Below are 17321 nucleotides of genomic sequence, written 5' to 3'. Positions count from 1 at the left end.
CAATATGGTCTTAATCATTGGTTTTCTCAGCCATCCACTGACTTACCGCCTGATTAATCATCGCCAGCACGCTGAGCAGCAGCATCCGCTGCTGCGCTTCGAGCTTCAGATAACGGCGCAGCGGCGGCATTTTACAGACCACTTCGCTGGCGGCCCAGGGTTCAATGCAACAGCGCCAGCCGCTATCGTCAAAGGTCAACGAAAAGCGGCGGTAGTCCAGCTCGCTTAAGGTGTGCTGGAGATTAGGAAAACCATTGAGATAGCCGGCGAGTTCAGCGCTCTCTTTACTGCCGATAAAGCGGATGGGCTGACGTTTCAGCCAGCCGGATTGGTGGGCGCGGATCTTGCCGCGAGCGGGCCGGGTAACCGGCCCCTCGACGACAAACTCGCAGCTGTGAATGCTGGCCATAAATAGCCGCTTCTGGCGCACGCTGAAGATGACGGCGGTGGCGTCGTTCAACCGCAACATCGCGCTGCTTTCGCTGAGTTTTTCGCTCGGCCAGCCCGCTAAGTCGCGCTGCACCGCGTTCATTAATGGCGTTTCAAACCAGGGGACGGAGGACATCAGGCGTCATCTCCCCGCGGGTCTGTTTCTCATAATTGCCGATAGCGCGCTCGACCACCTCTTCCACCTCCAGCGGTTTGAACGGATTAACGCGCTGTACGCATAGCGTCCAGAACAGGGCATAGGCGGCGGTCAGGCCGAGCATAATCCCGAACGGCACCAGCACCTCGCGGCTGTCCATCCCCGGTGGGGTAATATTCACAATCGCGATGATAATCCCGACGCTGGAGATAATCTGCGGTAGCGGGAACCACGGCGAGCGGTAGGCGCGTGGCAGGTCAGGGCGGCGAATGCGCAGCATCACCACCGACAGCGTGACCAGCAGATAGGCCACGCCCCAGGCGCAGACCGCGGCGAGGATCAGCGGTACGATACGGTCCAGATCGCCGTTCAGGTACCAGGCGTGCAGGCAGGGGATGGCCACGCCGATGGCAATTGCGATCACCGGCGTTTTGAAGCGTGGATGCAGCCAGGTAAGAAAACGCGGCAGCGCGCCGTCCAGCGCCATACCGTAAATAATACGCGGCACCGCGGCCATCAAGGTATTAATCGTGGCGCAGCCCGCCAGCAGCAGGCCGACCCCGAGCCAGTACTGGCCGGCGTGGCCCATCACCCGCTCGGCGAAGGCCGGGATCGCCATCGGCGTGTCCAGCAAATGGACGTTATTCGCCGCATCGATCACCACGTTTTCCACCTGGCGGTTAATCGCCGCGCCATAGATAAACATGCAGCTGGCGACCCCCAGCAGACCCAACGCCATCGCCCGCGGAATGGTGCGGTGGGCTTTTTTGATTTCCGGCGCCATCGGCGTCACCAGTTCGCAGCCGACGAACATAAACATCGCCATGCCGATATAGCCGAACAGGCCGGAGATATCGCTAACGTTCAGCGGCGTGCCGAACCAGCCGGAAAGATGAGTCACCGGCGCCATAAAAATGCCGCACAGGCCGAAAATGGTCAGCGTTGTCCACATGCCAAAGGTAAGCACCACTTCGACCTTGCCGAAAATTTCCACCCCAATGGCGTTGAGCAGGCCGAAAATGACCACCATACCGACGCCCACCATCCAGGTGTTTTGATGGGCGGCCATCTGCGCGTTGACCGATTCGAAGTTCACCAGCGCCATAATGCCGGCGAGAATGGTCTCCGCGGTTCCGGCGAAGATATGGACGATAAGATAGGCGCACAGCGCGCCGGTAATGGCGAAGAAGCGGCCCATACCGCAGGAGATATAGTCGTACACCGAGCCGGTGGTAGGGATTAACGTCGCGGCTTCGGCGAAGGTAGTGACCTGCGCCTGCATCATAATAAAAGCCAGCAGTACCGCCAACGCGAAGGTGTCGCCGCCCATGCCGAATCCGCTGGTGACCGTCAGGATCACCGGGCTTGCCATAATCAGCCCAACCGAGCTGGCGAGGGTCGTCGGAAAGCCGACGACGCCGCGTTCAAGATGGCTGGCGAGTCTGTTACTAAACATAGTCAACCTCTGCACAATGTAGGGGAGGGCAGGGAATAGCCAGCGCCACTCCCGGATAGTCATAATTTAGGCGGGCATCCTGCTCAACGAATATCGTCCGGAAGGTGGAGAGCAACGGGTGAATCTGTGACGTAGTCCATGAATGTGGCGGTTGATAAACAAGATGGCCCCGGAAAGCGGGGCCATCTGTCTTGCCACGTTGCGCATATTTCTGCCGGGTGGCGGCTAGCGCCTTACCCGGCCTACGGTCCGTGCGGCCTGCCTTTAATTTGGCCTAAAAATCCCCGGTAGCGCTGACGCTTATCGGGGCGACAGCGCTGTGCGATTTGGTAGCCCGGAGAAGGCGCAATGCGTCGCCGGGCATTATCAGCGTGTTAGCGCGTTTCGACGTTCGCCAGGTAGTGTTTGACGAAACGCGGGGTGAGGATTTTCCACTCCACTTCGGTGCCCTGTTTGACAAACCAGCTGTCCCCCGGCGCGAAGCGCTGCGGCTCGCCGCCGGCGACGGTCAGTTCAACTTCGCCCTCCAGCACGGTGGCGTGTTCGGTAAACGGGTAGGTCATGGTGAAGCTCCCTTCAGTGGACGAAAACAATCCGCAGGTAAAGGCGTCCTGCGGCTCGCCGTATATCATCGCGCCCGCTACCTGCGGGTCGCCGGCGGTCGGCGTCGCGCCGAGCAGGCTGACGCTGCCGATCGGCTGTAGTTCAGGTACCGGGTTTTTGAGTTTAAAAGCGTGCATAGCGTTCTCCTGATTAACTCCGGCCTTTCCAGAAACCGGCGGTTTGATGCATCAGTTTTCCGGCGGTGACTAATAGCAAGCGCAGGCTGTCACGGCCGTGGATGGTCGCGTGGGGAATGCTGCTTAGCAGACGATAGCGGTCGGAACCGCCATTGATCCCTTCGGCGAGGATTTTGCACACGATGTGCGAGGGGGTGACGCCGAAGCCGGAGTACCCCTGGACGTAAAAGACGTTGTTATGGTCGCGTAAGGTGCCAATCTGCGGGAACAGGTTGGCGCTACAGGCCATCGGCCCGCCCCAGGCGAAATCGATCTTCACATCTTTCAGGTATGGGAAGACCTCCGCCAGCAGCGTACGGTTCCAGGCGGCGAAATCGTTCGGCGTATACTCCACGAAGCGGGTAGCGCTGCCGAACAGCAGGCGGTTTTCACGAGTGACGCGGTAGTAGTTAATCACCGGGCGAATATCGCTGAAGGCGCCGCGCAGCGGGCTGATGCGCTCGATCAGTTCATCGGAGAGCGGCTCGGTCGACACCTGATAGGAGTAGGTGACCAGCGTTTTGTTGTAGATCTCCGGCTCCATATTGTTGAGGAAGCTGTCGCAGGCCCACAGTAGTTTGGCGGCTTTAACGCTGCCCATCGCGGTGCGCACCCGTACCTGTTTGCCGTAATTCACCTCCACCACCGGCGAGGATTCGAAAATCTTCACCCCCAGCGAATGCGCGGCCTGCGCCGAACCAAGCAGCATATTGAGTGAATGGATCTGCCCGCCGCCCATATGTTTCAGCGCGCCGCAGTAGACCTCGGAACCGACTACCTGCTGCACCTCTTTCCCGGTATACAGTTTGATTTCTTCATCGGGGGTGGCGGCTTTAAACTCCTTCTCCCACTGGCGTAGCGTTTTAAGCTGCCGCTGGTTATAGGCCAGGTAGCCGTAGCCGGGGACGAAATCAGCGTCGATGTTGTATTTGCGGATGCGTTCGCGAATGATACCCGCGCCGAGGTTGGCGATTTTAAACAGCGTCTCCAGCCCCTCTTTGCCGACGTGTTTTTTCACCGCTTCGATATCGTGGCCGATTCCTGCCATCACCTGGCCGCCGTTGCGCCCGGTGCCGCCATAGCCAAGATGGCGCGCTTCCAGCACCACCACGTTGGTGATCCCCTGTTCCGCGAGTTCGAGCGCGGTGTTAATGCCGGAAAAGCCGCCGCCGATAATCACCACATCGGCTTCAATATCTTCCCGCAGCGCCGGAAAATGGAGCTGGTATTTCTTCGTCGCGCCGTAGTAGTTCAGCGCATCGATTTTAATATTCATCGCGTTACCCTGTCGTCTTGCCTGGCTCAATGTCCTCATCACAGCACGCCGCGCGGGCGTTGAATATCGTCCGGAAGAATGACGTTCTTTAGAACGATGGGCGGCGCGGCGCAACCGTGCTGTGATGGGCTAACTTTGCTAAAAAACGGGTGCTGACGATGAGCGAGATAACCTTACTGGCGGAAGTGACCGCCTTTTTACGCCAGCCGCACGGGCAGTTTATTGCCGGTCATCGGGAGACGGGCCACGGCGCGCCGTTCGCGGTGATAAACCCGGCGACCGGACAGGCGATTGCCGAGGTCACGGCGGCGGATGTCGGCCAGGCGGACCGCGCGATGGAGAGCGCCCGCCTGGCGTTTAATCAGTGGCGCGAGATGCCGACGCTGGCGCGCGGCGCGCTGCTGCTGAAACTGGCGGACACGCTGGCAGAGCATCGCGAAGAGCTGGCGCAGCTGGAAAGCCTCTGCTCCGGTAAGACCATCACCCTGGCGCGGATGCTGGAACTGGATCAATCGGTAGCGTTTTTGCGCTACTTCGCCGGCTGGGCGGGAAAAATCACCGGGGAAACACTGGATGTCTCGCTGCCGTCGATGGCCGGGGAGAAATATACCGCCTTTACCCGCCGCCAGCCGTTGGGCGTGGTGGTTGGCATCGTACCGTGGAACTTCTCGATTATGATTGCCATCTGGAAGATGGCGGCGGCGCTGGTCTGCGGCTGCACTATCGTCCTCAAGCCGAGCGAGTATACGCCGCTGACGCTGCTGCGGGTGGCGGAACTGGCGAAAGCGGCGGGTATCCCGGATGGCGTCATTAACGTGGTCAACGGCGCCGGAGGCGAAATCGCCCAACGGCTCATCACGCATCCGGCCTGCGCCAAAGTGAGCTTCACCGGCTCGGTGGCGACCGGGGAAAAAGTCCAGCAGTCGGCCAGCGGGTCAGGTAAACGGGTTACACTGGAGCTGGGCGGTAAAAACGCCGCGCTGTTCCTCGATGATCTGACGCCGGAGGCCATAGTGAACGGCATTATCGAAGCCGGTTACCTCAACCAGGGGCAGATTTGCGCTGCCGCTGAGCGCTTTTATCTGCCGCAGGGCAAGCTGGATGCGGTACTGGCGCTGCTGAAAGACAAGCTCAGCGCTTTCGCGCCGGGGTCGCCGCTGGATGAACAAACGCTGATGGGGCCGCTGGCCAACCGCCAGCAGTATGACAAAGTCTTGCGGCTCATTCAGACCGCGCGCGATGAGGGCGATACCATCGTTTGCGGCGGCGAAGCGCTGCCCGGCGAGGGCTATTTCCTGCAGCCGACGGCGGTTAAAGTGCGCAGCGAAGAGAGTACCCTGATGCGCGAAGAGACCTTCGGCCCGGTATGCAGCTTTATTGGCTATCGCAGCGAAGAAGAGGCGCTGCGCTACTCGCAGGCCATTGATGCCGGGATCGTGTGGGTCAACATGCATACCTTCCTCGACCCGGCGGTACCGTTCGGCGGCATGAAAGGATCGGGTATTGGCCGTGAGTTTGGTAGCGCGTTTATTGATGATTATACTGAACTTAAATCGGTGATGATGCGTTATTAAACCGCGGTAATACGTTGTTGCCGCTAATCACCCTCATTAAATATAAGACTTAATAGTTATTATTATCTAATCCTTACCCTGGCCGCTAAATAATAATTTAGTGGCCTTTTTATTTACCTCGAATATGCGTGCAAGGAAATTGCCTGAAAACTTGTACAATAATATCCCGATTAAAAATTGCCGCCAATTAAATTTGCGATTACCAATATGCATCCCGTAATCATCTAATGGATGACTGGCATTTTATTGTTTGAATTATTGTTAACTAAAAATTATCTGAGAGTTTTTAATTAACATTTAATTAATTATTTTGGAGTTCACCTTGACTACGCCATTAAAAGAGATCGTTATTGTCGGCGGCGGCGCCGGCGGGCTGGAGCTAGCGACCCAACTGGGACGTAAATTAGGGCGTCGGCGGAAAGCGAATATTACCCTTGTCGACCGCAGCCAGAGTCATCTGTGGAAACCGCTGTTGCATGAAGTCGCCACCGGTTCGCTGGATGAAGGCGTGGATGCGTTGAGTTTCCTCGCCCATGCCAGCAAACACCACTTTTCCTTCCAGCACGGTTCGGTAATGGATATCGATCGGCAGGATAAGACCATTACTATCGCCGCGCTGCGGGATGAGCAGGGAGAAATGCTGGTGCCGGAACGCAAGTTGCGCTGGGATACGCTGGTGATGGCGCTGGGCAGTACGTCGAACGATTTTAATACGCCAGGGGTAAAAGAACACTGTATTTTCCTCGACAGCGCTGAGCAGGCAAAAGTATTTCATCAGCAAATGCTGAACCAATTTCTGCGCTATTCCGCCGACCCGCAGACCACCGGTAAGGTCAATATTGCCATTGTTGGCGGTGGCGCTACCGGCGTTGAATTATCTGCCGAATTACATAATGCGGTAAAAGAACTGCGTAGCTACGGTTATAAAGATCTGACCAACGAAGCGTTAAATGTCAGCCTGATAGAGGCCGGCGACGGTATTTTGCCCGCGCTGCCAAAACGGATTTCCCGCGCCGCGCACGAAAAGCTGCGTAAACTTGGCGTGAATGTGATGACCAATACCACGATCACCGGCGTTGAGGAGCGTGGATTGCATACTAAAGATGGCCAGTTTATCGAGGCGAGTTTAATTGTCTGGGCGGCGGGGATCAAAGCGCCGGACTTCATGAAGGATATTGCCGGGCTGGAGACCAACCGTATCAATCAGCTGGTGGTGACCCCGACGCTGCAAACCACGCGCGACGCTGATATTTTTGCTTTCGGCGACTGCGCGGCGTGCCCGCGTCCGGAAGGCGGATTCATCCCGCCGCGCGGCCAGGCGGCGCATCAAATGGCGCTCTTCACCGCCGACAATATTATCGCCCGCATGAAGGGGCATAAGTTGAAATCGTTCTCCTATCGCGATCGTGGTTCGCTGGTTTCGCTCTCCGGCTACACAACCTTCGGCAGCATTATGGGGCATCTACCGATCGGCCCGATGATGGTGGAAGGGCGTATTGCGCGGATGGTTTACGATTCGCTGTATCGGATGCACCAGGTGACGCTGCACGGCTATTTTAAAACCGGCCTGATGATGTTATCCGGCGGGATAAACCGGATTATTCGCCCGCGCCTGAAGCTGCATTGATCGTGGTTTTTTAATCCGCCATGGGGCCTGGCGCCCCGTGCAACTTGCGACAATCCCCCCTAAGTGATAAAAGGTGCCCCTTCACAAAAACACACAGGGGAACGACGTGAAAGACGCGTCAACGTCGTCGGATGCCGTGGAAGAGAGCGGCCCGACGCTTCATCGCGGTTTACAAAACCGACATATTCAACTTATCGCCCTTGGCGGCGCGATTGGTACCGGCCTGTTTCTCGGCATTGGTCCCGCGATTCAAATGGCTGGCCCGGCGGTATTACTGGGTTACGCCGTGGCCGGTATTGTCGCTTTTTTGATTATGCGCCAGCTTGGCGAGATGGTGGTGGAAGAGCCGGTATCCGGTTCCTTTGCCCACTTTGCCTATAAATACTGGGGCCCGTTCGCCGGCTTTCTCTCCGGCTGGAACTACTGGGTCATGTTCGTGCTGGTAGGGATGGCGGAACTGACCGCCGCCGGGATTTATATGCAGTACTGGCTCCCGGACGTGCCCACCTGGGTTTGGGCGGCGGCCTTCTTCATCATTATTAACGCCGTCAACCTGGTCAATGTACGCCTGTATGGCGAAGCAGAATTCTGGTTCGCGCTGATTAAAGTGCTGGCGATTATCGGCATGATCGCCTTTGGCCTGTGGATGCTGTTTGGCGGCCACGGCGGCAGCAAAGCCGGTTTTGATAACCTGTGGAAGCATGGCGGTTTCCTTGCCACCGGCTGGCATGGCCTGGTGCTGTCGCTGGCGGTGATTATGTTTTCTTTCGGCGGGCTGGAGCTTATCGGCATTACCGCCGCGGAAGCGCAAAATCCGGAAAAGAGCATTCCGAAAGCGGTCAACCAGGTGGTTTACCGTATCCTGCTGTTTTACATCGGCTCGCTGGTGGTGCTGCTGGCGCTCTATCCGTGGGTGGAGATTAAATCCGATAGCAGCCCGTTTGTGATGATTTTCCATAATCTTGACAGCAACGTGGTGGCTTCCGCACTGAATTTCGTCATTCTGGTGGCATCGCTGTCGGTCTATAACAGCGGCGTCTATTCCAATAGCCGGATGCTGTTCGGCCTGTCGGTACAGGGCAATGCGCCGAAGTTTCTCGCCCGCGTCAGCAAACGCGGCGTGCCGGTGAATTCGCTGCTGCTGTCAGGCATCATTACCTCGCTGGTGGTGGTGCTGAACTATCTGCTGCCGCATGAAGCGCTGGGGCTGCTGATGGCGCTGGTAGTGGCGACGCTGCTGCTTAACTGGATAATGATCTGTATGGCGCATCTGAAGTTTCGCGCCGCGCAGCGTCGTAAAGGCCGCGAATCGAAGTTCAAAGCGTTACTGGCGCCAGCCAGCAACTACTTCTGCATCGCTTTTCTCGGTTTGATTCTGGTACTGATGTGCACCATTGACGGGATGCGTCTGTCGGCGATATTGCTGCCGGTGTGGATTATCTTCCTGTTTGCCGCCTTCAAACTGCTGCGCCGCCCGGCGTAAGGCTTATCGCCCCGCGGACTGGCGGGGCGACACAACTTATTTTATCCCGTGGAAGCCGTCCAGATAGGCGCCAGCCAGCTCATTACCAAACAGACGAGCATCCTTCGCTTCCATCGTTTCGCTCCACCGATCGCTCGCATTACCGTTGAAGGAGTGTTGTGACTTCACCCCTTCCAGCGCCTGTTGCTTAATGGCGTCGGCAACCCGCTGCGCATCGCTTTCACTCACCCCTTTTTTCCGATCTTCTTGCCCGCGGGCATAGATATCGCGGAAGTTAGGCAGGTTCATCTGATAATTTTGCTGACGGTTAACGGTGAAATTTCCGCCGACGAAATCTGAACGGTGAGACACGAAGCTATAAGCATGGCGTTCTGGCGAGGTCTTCGATGAGGTGCAACCGGAAAGGAGTGCTAAAGCGCAGCCAAGCGCGACAAACGTTGTGGTTAATTTCATTATGCAGAGCGTCCTTTGGCGATAATCCATATTGGTGAAAAGATCATCTGCTTAAACTGTGTCGACGGCTAGCCCTGAGAAATGATAGTGGAGTGAGAGTACGCTGGCGCGCAATGCGCGCCAGCCGGGAATCAGGACGACAGCGCGCCAGACAGCGAACGAATGTCGTTGCCGGTTGGCGTCTGGTGAATACGCAGGCCGAACTCGTCAACCACCGCAAAGATATGGTCGAAGATATCCGCCTGAATGCCTTCATACTCCGCCCACACCACGGTATTGGTAAAGCAGTAGATCTCAATCGGCAGGCCGTTAGCGTCCGGCGCTAACTGGCGCACCATCATGGTCATATCCTTGCGTAGCCGCGGATGGTTACGCAGATACTCCTGCAGATAGGCGCGGAAGGTGCCGATATTGGTCATTTTGCGCAGGTTGAGCACCGACGGCGCATTGGCGTGCTGTTGGTTCCACTCGTTAATTTCCTGATGGCGCGAGTCCATATAGGGCTTTAGCAATTTGGCCTGAATCAGGCGCTGTTGCTCCTGCTCGTCAAGAAAATGGATGCTGGTGGTATCGATGTTCAGGCTGCGCTTAATGCGACGCCCGCCGGAGGCCGACATCCCGCTCCAGTTTTTAAACGAATCCGAGACCAGCGACCAGGTGGGGATTGTAGTGATGGTGTTATCCCAGTTGCGCACTTTTACCGTGGTCAGACCGATATCAATAACCGCGCCATCAGCGCCATATTTCGGCATCTCCAGCCAGTCGCCGAGTTTGAGCATGTCGTTGGCGGAAAGCTGGATCCCGGCCACCAGGCCAAGAATCGGGTCTTTAAATACTAACATCAGCACGGCGGCCATCGCGCCAAGGCCGCTAATCAGAATCGCCGGCGACTGGCCAATTAGCAGCGATATGATCAGAATGCCGATAATAATCGCCGTAACCAGCTTAATGCCCTGAAAGATGCCTTTTAACGGCAGCTGCGAGGCGGTGGGGAATTTTTGCGCCAGATTGAAAATCACGTCCAGCAGCGAGAAGAAGGAAAGCATGGCGTAAACCATTACCCACAGCTGCGCGCAGGTGGATAAAATTTCCGCCGCTTCGCTGCCTTTCTGCAGCCAGAGCACGGCCTGAACGTTGACGATAATTCCCTGTAGGGTGAACGCCAGGCGGTGAAAGAGTTTATTTTGCGTGATGATTTGCAGCCATAAATGGCTGCTGGCCTGCGCCCGCTTTTCGAAGGTGCGCAGTACCACTTTGTGCAGAATGAGATGAACGACAATCGCCGTCAGAAAAATAATGCCAAAGGTAATGATGAGCGAGGTGGTAGGGGTGATTTTGATGCCTAATGCGGCGATTTGCGATATTAATTCCTGCATAACGTCTCCTGTACATCCAGCGGTTATGATGACCGCTGGATGACTATTATGCAAATCAGAGGTTACACAGTTGTGAATCAGGACGCCGTCGCCGCCGGCTGCAGGTTCAGGTGATGGCGCAGCCAGAGGGCTATAGCGCCCAGCAGCAGCATCATCGCCACCTCGACCAGCAGGAAGACGATCAGCGCCTGCGCATAGTCGCCACCGCCGCGCTGGGCCAGGGTCAAGAACAGCGAGCCAAGAATGGCCGGCCCCAGGCCCAGCGTCGCCTGCTGCAGGGTACTGAGGATGGCGCTACCGGCTCCGGCGTCGCAGGCGCGAATGTCCCGCATCCCGATACGATAGAAACTGTTGACGATTAACGCCTGACCATAGCCGACTAGCGCGGTGGAGGGCACCAGCGCCAGCGTCGTGGTCCGCAGGCCAAGTTGATAAAAGGTGGCGCTCAGCAGCAGCAGGCCGCTAATCTGTACCGCCAGGCCTATCAGCAAAATGCGCCCCATGCTGTAGCGGGCGATAAGCTTCGGCGCGTACAACGCGGAGATAAAATAGGCCACCCCGAGAGCAATAAAACTGTTGCCGGACTGCCACGGCGCCATCCCAAGCCCGGCCTGCATGGTCAGCGCCATACAAAACATAAAGCCGGACCAGGCGCTGAAGAACAGCAGCGCGATAGCCATCCCAAAGCGGATACTGGTGAGCTTTAACAGCCGCGGCGGTAGCAGCGGTTGCTCACCGCGCTGCTGTTTACGCAGCGCGCTCAGGCGCATCCAGCCGAGCAGGGGGAGTACGGCCAGCAAAAGCAGCTGTAGCTCCCATGGCCAGTGCAGTTCCGGCCCCAGCGCCATCGGGAACAGCAGACAGCAGAGGATTAACGCCAGGCTGAAAGTTCCCTGCCAGTCGATGCTGGAATGGCTTTCGCGGCGGGTTTCCGGCACATAGCGGCGGCTAAAGGCCAACACCAGCAGGCAGATAGGCACGTTGATAAAGAAGGCGTTGCGCCAGCCGAGCCCGGCGATATCGGCGGAGACCAGCCAGCCGCCGCCCATCTGGCCGACGATAAACGCGATGCCGCCGATACCGCCGTAGAGGCTGATCGCCCTGGCGTGAGCGGTGCCTTTCAGGGTGACGTGCAGGGTGGCGAGGATTTGCGGCACGATCAGCGCCGCGCCGGCACCTTGCAGCGTTCGTGCGGCGAGTAGGGCGTTAATGGAGTTAGCCATTCCGCATAGCAGCGAGGCGATGCCGAATACCGCCACACCCCACAGAAACAGGCGGCGGCGTCCATAGTTATCGCCCAGTTTGCTGCCCATCGCCAGGCAGACGGCAAAGGCCACGCCGTACAGCGCGACAATAAGCTCCAGTTGGGTGGCGCTGGCGTCGAGGGAGTGGGTGATCGAATCCAGCGCCACGTTGGTTATCGAGGTATCAATTAACGGCAGCATCTGGCCGGTCAGTAACAGCAGTAAGCCGGCGCGGCCGGGTGAAACAGCAGACGAATTCATCGGATCTCTCCATTGCGTCATTCAGCGGATGGCCGTAGCATCTCCGATTAATTAAACGGGTACCAGTTCCTGTCTATACTGGTATTGGTACTACCATGCTGGAGGAACGATGACGCTAATGCTGCAACGTGAGGCGCTGAATCTCGCGCCCGATGATAGCCGTAAACAGCTGGGGGCATTTCTGCGCGCCCGCCGCGAAAGTCTTGACCCGCAGCGTCTCGGCCTGCCGCGCGTCGGGCGGCGGCGGACGCCGGGGCTGCGCCGGGAGGAAGTGGCGATGCTGGCGGACGTCGGCGTGACCTGGTACACCTGGCTTGAGCAGGGGCGGGAAGTGAATCCGTCGGCGGCGGTATTAAGCGGCGTGGCCAGCGCGCTTCAGTGCAGCCCGCTGGAGACCCGTCATCTGTTCGTTCTGGCAGGCTTAACGCCCCCAGAGAATACGCAGGCCACGGTCTGCGAGGGGATAAGCCCCGGAACCCGACGCATGCTTGATAGCCTGATGCCGCAGCCCGCCAGCATTCAGAAACCGAACTTTGATATCGTCGCCTGGAATGACAGCTTTTGCCGCCTGATGGGCGTTGATTTCGCGACGATTGCCGAAGAAGACCGCAATTGCATCTATCTCTATCTCACCTGCGAAGCCTGGCGTAGCCGCATTGAAAATCGCGACGTGTTGCCGACTTTTGTTTCCTATTTTCGCGCGGCGATGGCTGAGCATCGCGGCTCGCCAGAGTGGGAAGATAAGCTGGCGCGTTTTTTCGCCGCCTCGTCGGAGTTTGAAGCGCTATGGCACCAGCGCTACGAGGTGCGCGGCGTCGAAAACCAGGTGAAAAATTTTAACCATCCGCAGCTCGGGCGCTTTAGTCTGCAGCAAATGTACTGGTATTCCGCGCCGCGCAACGGTTCGCGTCTGCTGGTCTATTTACCGCTGGATGAAACCGGAGAACAGGCGCTGGCCTGGCTGGATCAACAGGGCTAAGCCCGCAATGGACAAGGAACGCTTATGAACGTCACCCGCAAGCAGCAGCGGATTATTCAACGTGCTATCGAGCAATGGCAGCAGGAGGGGATCCTGAACAGCAGCGACGGCCAACGGCTGTCAGCGTCGCTATCTGTCCGTGCTTTCGACTGGCAGCGCCTGAGCCGCTATGCCTTCTGGACCGCGATAGCCTGCGTACTGATTGCGCTGGGCAGCCTGTTCGCCGATGCCGAACTGATTGCGGCGATTATCAATCTGTTCAGCGACTCCGCTGTCGCGCGCATTATCCTGCCGACGCTGCTGGCCATCGCATTTTATTATTGGGGGTTCCGCCGTCAGCGTCGCGAAGCGCAGTGGCACTATAGCACCGAGGCGATTTTGTTCCTCGGCGTGATTTGCACCGCCATTGCCCTGTGGCAGCTAGGCGATCGGCTGGACGACGGCAGCGGCCACGTGGCGCCGCTAATACTGCTCGGCTGCGCGATTTACGGCCTGATAGGGTATTTCGCCCGCTCCGGGCTGGTGTGGCTGTTCTTTCTGCTGGCGCTGGGGAACTGGTTTGGCGCGGAAACCGGCTATGTATCAGGTTGGGGGGCCTACTGGCTGGGGATGAGCTTCCCGATTCGTTTCGTGCTGTTCGGCGGCGTGCTGCTGGCGCTGTGCTACTTGATGCAAAATGTATTACGCCAGCGGCAGTTGTTTACCGTCAGTAAGGCGATGGGGTTGACCTGGTTGTTTGTCGCGCTGTGGATCCTGTCGATATTCGGCAACTACGATTCCGAGAGCTGGTATGGGGTCAGTCAGGCGCAACTGCTGCCGTGGGGACTGCTGTTTGCGCTGGCGGCGGTGATCTGTATTTATATCAGCCTGAAAACCGACGATGGCATGCTGCGTGGATTTGGCCTGACGTTTCTCGCCATCAACCTCTATACCCGCTTTTTCGAATTCTTCTGGTACAGCCTGCACAAGGTGGTGTTTTTCCTGATCCTGGCGGCGTCGCTGGCGATGATTGGCCGCTACGCCGAGCGGATCTGGCACGCCGGCGAGGGGGAGAAAAAGTAACGGTTTTTCCCTGCTAAGCGTAAGCGATCGCCGCCGTCCTCCCCGGATGGCGGCGCGTTGCGCCTTATCCGGGCTACGATCCTGCACTCGGTTGGTAGCCCCGGTAAGCGTCAGCGCCACCGGGGAGGGCAGCGCGCGGAGATTAGATCTCGGTGATGGTGGTAGACTGCGGCAGGCGGGATTTCGGCAGTGCGGCGTTGAAGTCCTCCACGCTGTGATGACCGACCGGCACCACAACTACGCTGGTATAACCTTGCGCTTTCAGACCAAACTCTTCGTCAAGGATGGCGAAATCGACGCCTTCGATCGGCACCGCATCCAGACCCATTGCCGCCACGCCGAGCAGGAAGTTGCCCACGTTAAGATAAACCTGTTTCGCCATCCACTGATCGTCATCTTTCAGCTCTTTGCGGTGCATATCGGCAAAGAAGGTGCGGCCTTTGTGGTTGCCGGCTTTGGCTTCCGGAGTGGCAAAACGGCCATCGGCGTCTTCCTGATCAACAACTTTTTCCAGCCACGCATCGTCCATCGCGGTTTTCGCACAGAACACGACAACGTGGGAAGCGTCGAGGATTTTACGTTCGTTGAACACGTAGGTGCCGCTGGCCGCTTTCGCGACGCGGGCTTTGCCTTCATCGCTGCTGGCGACGATAAAGTGCCACGGCTGGGAGTTGGTGCTCGACGGGCTATATTGCAGCAGCGTTTTCAGGTTTTCCGCCTGTTCGGCCGTCAGCTTTTTCGCCGGATCAAAGGCCTTAGTGGAGTAACGTTTTAAGGCAACTGAGATAATATCCATGACTCTTCCTCACAATTTTCAGCCCCTTACGGGCACATTTCGTGGGAGGAAGAGTACAGCGATGCGCGGGAAATGATAAGAGTGAAAAATGCGATAACACTTATCGCATTTATTTGAAAATCAGCCGGGACGCAGCCGACGCTGGTCTTTTTTCGCCAGCTTATCCACCACCAGATTCCACGAGTCGTCAATAAGCTCGGCAAGTAAATCCTCGCTGATATCCTCGCCCGGCACCACGGTGATCCAGTGCTTTTTGTTCATGTGATAGCCCGGCTCGATACTGCGGTAAATTTGCTGATTGAGCAGCGATTTTTGCGGATCGGCCTTCAGGTTGACGATTGCCCGCCCGCGAAGGGTCATGGTTAGCATGAAGATACGCCCGCCGACTTTAAACACGTCATACTCCGGGCCAAACGGCCAGCAGTGCTCGGTGAAAGGGTAGGTCAGCGCGATACGCTGCGCGTGATGGTGTAGCGCTTCGTTATCCATTAATGCTCACTCTCGTGCAGCGCATTCCACATGGCCTCAAAACCGAGGGCGATAAGCTCACGGGCGCGCTGCGGATCGTGGCTGGCGAACTCGATGGTGGTTTCGGCCAGCGACAGGAACAGGGCATCGCCGAAAGCGCGATAGGCGTCGCTAAGGAAAACCGCTTTCACCGACAGCTGGCACATCTCGTTAAGCTCGGGAAAACTCTCTTTGACCAGGCTGCGGGTTTCATCGGTGATGCGTTCGCTCAATGCCATACGGCGAATGGCGCGGTATTCCATAGGGTTACGCATCCCCCAGTCGATATAGCTGTTCCAGATATTGCGCGCGTTCTCTTTCGGGCGCTTTTCGTCAGGATTGAGCCCGGCGATCATCGTCTGTACTAAGCGCATCTTAATGGCGAGGTATAACTCGTTGAGCAACTCATCTTTGGTGGCGAAATAGCGAAACAGCGTTCCCTCGGCAACCCCCGCGCTGCGGGCTATCGCCGATGTTGAAGCGGCAATGCCGGACTGGGCGAAAGCGGCCGTGGCGGCTTCCAGTAACGCTTGTTTTTTATCTTCACTCTTAGGACGAGCCACTACATTTTACCTCGCAGAAAGTTAAACCCCGATCTAATCACGGCGGACCGCACAACTGCAACGCCAGATGTCAAATATTGAAAATAGTCTTGACGATTTTCGACTCCTTCTCAATAATGAGTGCTTACTCACTCATAATCAAGTTATATCATAAAGTCCCCTGGATGGGGCTTTTGTCTGGTCAGGATATGAACCGTGTCACCTTTAGCGTGGTCGCCATTATGTTATTAGCAGCAACAACGACATTGCCGTTTGTTCTTAATGCCGGTTTTGGCAAAGCGCCGCAGGGTGCGCAGCTCAGTCTTGTCGAACAGTCGCCGAATTATCGTGACGGTCAGTTCCATAACCAACTGCCGACGCCGGGATTCACCGGGCAGAAAAACATGCTGGCCGCGTGGTGGGATTTCCTGGTGACTAAGCGAGAAAACGCACGCCCGCTGCAGCCGTTGCCGCTGGTGAATACCGATCTTGCCGGCCTGCCGTCTGGCGAAGACGTGATGGTATGGCTTGGCCACTCATCGTGGTATCTGCAGCTGGCGGGGAAACGTATCCTGATCGACCCGGTATTTAGCGATTACGCCGCGCCGTTCTCTTTCATCAATAAGGCCTTCCCCGGCGACTACCCGTGGAACGCGCAGCAGATGCCTGAGATCGATGTGCTGATAATTTCCCACGATCACTATGACCATCTCGACTACGCCACCATTAAAGCGCTGATGCCGAAAGTTAAACGCGTGGTGACGCCGCTCGGCGTCGGCTCGCATCTGCGCTACTGGGGAATGGATGCGGCGATTATCAACGAAGTGGACTGGAACCAGACGGTAAAAATCAGCGATGAACTGACCGTACACGCGCTGCCGGCTCGTCATTTTTCCGGCCGCGGGCTGAAACGCAACCAGACCTTGTGGGCCAGCTTCCTGTTCGTCACCCCGCAGCAAAAGATTTATTACAGCGGCGATAGCGGCTATGGCCCGCATTTTAAGGCGATTGGCGAGCAGTTTGGTCCTATCGACCTGGCGATCATGGAAAACGGTCAATATGACCAGGACTGGAAGTACATCCACATGATGCCGGAAGAAACGGCGCAGGCCGCCGATGATTTACGCGCCCGGTCGGTATTACCGGGGCATGCCGGACGCTTTGTGCTGGCAAAACACAGCTGGGACGATCCGTACCAGCGGCTGGCGGCAGCCAGTGAAGGACGTGAGTGGCGCTTAGTCACGCCAATGCTGGGCGAACCGGTGTGGGTCGCTGATAAGACACAATCATTTAACGCCTGGTGGCGCTAACCGCCAGAGT

16 protein-coding genes are annotated in these 17321 nt (G+C 57.2%); 6 read left to right on the top strand and 10 right to left on the bottom strand.

Going from position 1 to position 17321, the window contains the following annotated elements; translation table 11 throughout:
* Positions 1–10: 10 nt before the first annotated feature.
* The 4 genes from KGA69_RS23955 to KGA69_RS23940 form a co-directional block, all read right to left on the bottom strand.
* A complete protein-coding gene (locus tag KGA69_RS23955; RefSeq protein WP_045393360.1) occupies positions 11–565 on the bottom strand; it encodes a DUF3156 family protein in 555 nt (184 codons plus the stop codon).
* Complete coding sequence (locus tag KGA69_RS23950) at positions 543–2042, bottom strand: APC family permease (protein WP_015704674.1); 1500 nt, start codon at positions 2040–2042, stop codon at positions 543–545. The genes KGA69_RS23955 and KGA69_RS23950 overlap by 23 nt, the downstream gene beginning before the upstream one ends.
* A gap of 374 nt (positions 2043–2416) precedes the next feature.
* The gene (locus tag KGA69_RS23945; RefSeq protein ID WP_063447431.1) at positions 2417–2782 is read right to left on the bottom strand and encodes a cupin domain-containing protein; all 366 of its coding nucleotides are present in this window, start codon (positions 2780–2782) and stop codon (positions 2417–2419) included.
* Between the two features lie 13 nt (positions 2783–2795).
* Positions 2796–4097, bottom strand: a complete 1302-nt coding sequence (locus KGA69_RS23940) for an NAD(P)/FAD-dependent oxidoreductase (protein ID WP_213292710.1) — start codon at positions 4095–4097, stop codon at positions 2796–2798.
* Positions 4098–4255: 158 nt separating this feature from the next.
* On the opposite strand from KGA69_RS23940, the gene KGA69_RS23935 reads away from it, so the two are divergent.
* The 3 genes from KGA69_RS23935 (at position 4256) to pheP (ending at position 8781) form a co-directional block, all read left to right on the top strand.
* Entirely contained in the window at positions 4256–5671 is a 1416-nt protein-coding gene (locus tag KGA69_RS23935; RefSeq protein ID WP_213292709.1) for an aldehyde dehydrogenase family protein, read from the top strand.
* Positions 5672–5993: 322 nt separating this feature from the next.
* The gene (locus KGA69_RS23930; protein WP_213292708.1) at positions 5994–7298 is read left to right on the top strand and encodes an NAD(P)/FAD-dependent oxidoreductase; all 1305 of its coding nucleotides are present in this window, start codon (positions 5994–5996) and stop codon (positions 7296–7298) included.
* 106 nt (positions 7299–7404) lie between these two features.
* On the top strand, positions 7405–8781 hold the full coding sequence (pheP, locus tag KGA69_RS23925) for a phenylalanine transporter (protein WP_045393352.1): 1377 nt from the start codon (positions 7405–7407) through the stop codon (positions 8779–8781).
* A gap of 36 nt (positions 8782–8817) precedes the next feature.
* Here the strand turns inward: pheP and KGA69_RS23920 are convergent, their stop codons facing one another.
* The 3 genes from KGA69_RS23920 to KGA69_RS23910 all read right to left on the bottom strand — a co-directional run bounded on the left by KGA69_RS23920 (position 8818) and on the right by KGA69_RS23910 (position 12115).
* On the bottom strand, positions 8818–9234 hold the full coding sequence (locus KGA69_RS23920; protein WP_045381305.1) for an Exc2 family lipoprotein: 417 nt from the start codon (positions 9232–9234) through the stop codon (positions 8818–8820).
* A gap of 131 nt (positions 9235–9365) precedes the next feature.
* On the bottom strand, positions 9366–10610 hold the full coding sequence (locus KGA69_RS23915) for a mechanosensitive ion channel family protein (protein WP_047049418.1): 1245 nt from the start codon (positions 10608–10610) through the stop codon (positions 9366–9368).
* A gap of 77 nt (positions 10611–10687) precedes the next feature.
* Complete coding sequence (locus tag KGA69_RS23910) at positions 10688–12115, bottom strand: MFS transporter (RefSeq protein WP_045393346.1); 1428 nt, start codon at positions 12113–12115, stop codon at positions 10688–10690.
* 109 nt (positions 12116–12224) lie between these two features.
* On the opposite strand from KGA69_RS23910, the gene KGA69_RS23905 reads away from it, so the two are divergent.
* Positions 12225–13094 carry a helix-turn-helix transcriptional regulator gene (locus tag KGA69_RS23905; protein ID WP_045393343.1) on the top strand — a complete coding sequence of 290 codons (870 nt, stop codon included), beginning with the start codon at positions 12225–12227 and terminating at the stop codon, positions 13092–13094.
* 24 nt (positions 13095–13118) lie between these two features.
* Positions 13119–14156, top strand: a complete 1038-nt coding sequence (locus tag KGA69_RS23900) for a DUF2157 domain-containing protein (protein WP_045393340.1) — start codon at positions 13119–13121, stop codon at positions 14154–14156.
* Between the two features lie 142 nt (positions 14157–14298).
* Here the strand turns inward: KGA69_RS23900 and nfsB are convergent, their stop codons facing one another.
* The 3 genes from nfsB to KGA69_RS23885 all read right to left on the bottom strand — a co-directional run bounded on the left by nfsB (position 14299) and on the right by KGA69_RS23885 (position 16022).
* Positions 14299–14952 carry an oxygen-insensitive NAD(P)H nitroreductase gene (nfsB, locus tag KGA69_RS23895; protein WP_015367810.1) on the bottom strand — a complete coding sequence of 218 codons (654 nt, stop codon included), beginning with the start codon at positions 14950–14952 and terminating at the stop codon, positions 14299–14301.
* 120 nt (positions 14953–15072) lie between these two features.
* Positions 15073–15441, bottom strand: a complete 369-nt coding sequence (locus tag KGA69_RS23890) for an MmcQ/YjbR family DNA-binding protein (RefSeq protein WP_015367809.1) — start codon at positions 15439–15441, stop codon at positions 15073–15075.
* On the bottom strand, positions 15441–16022 hold the full coding sequence (locus KGA69_RS23885) for a TetR/AcrR family transcriptional regulator (protein ID WP_045393337.1): 582 nt from the start codon (positions 16020–16022) through the stop codon (positions 15441–15443). Before KGA69_RS23885 ends, KGA69_RS23890 begins: the two co-directional genes overlap by 1 nt.
* Positions 16023–16195: 173 nt before the next feature.
* On the opposite strand from KGA69_RS23885, the gene KGA69_RS23880 reads away from it, so the two are divergent.
* Positions 16196–17311 carry an MBL fold metallo-hydrolase gene (locus KGA69_RS23880; RefSeq protein ID WP_162184063.1) on the top strand — a complete coding sequence of 372 codons (1116 nt, stop codon included), beginning with the start codon at positions 16196–16198 and terminating at the stop codon, positions 17309–17311.
* Positions 17312–17321: the final 10 nt, after the last annotated feature.

The sequence above is a fragment of the Klebsiella sp. A52 genome (genome assembly GCF_018388785.1).
GTDB classification, from domain to species: domain Bacteria; phylum Pseudomonadota; class Gammaproteobacteria; order Enterobacterales; family Enterobacteriaceae; genus Klebsiella; species Klebsiella aerogenes.
The sequence above is the reverse complement of the archived record's forward strand: the minus strand, read 5'-3'. Positions and strand labels throughout refer to the sequence as shown.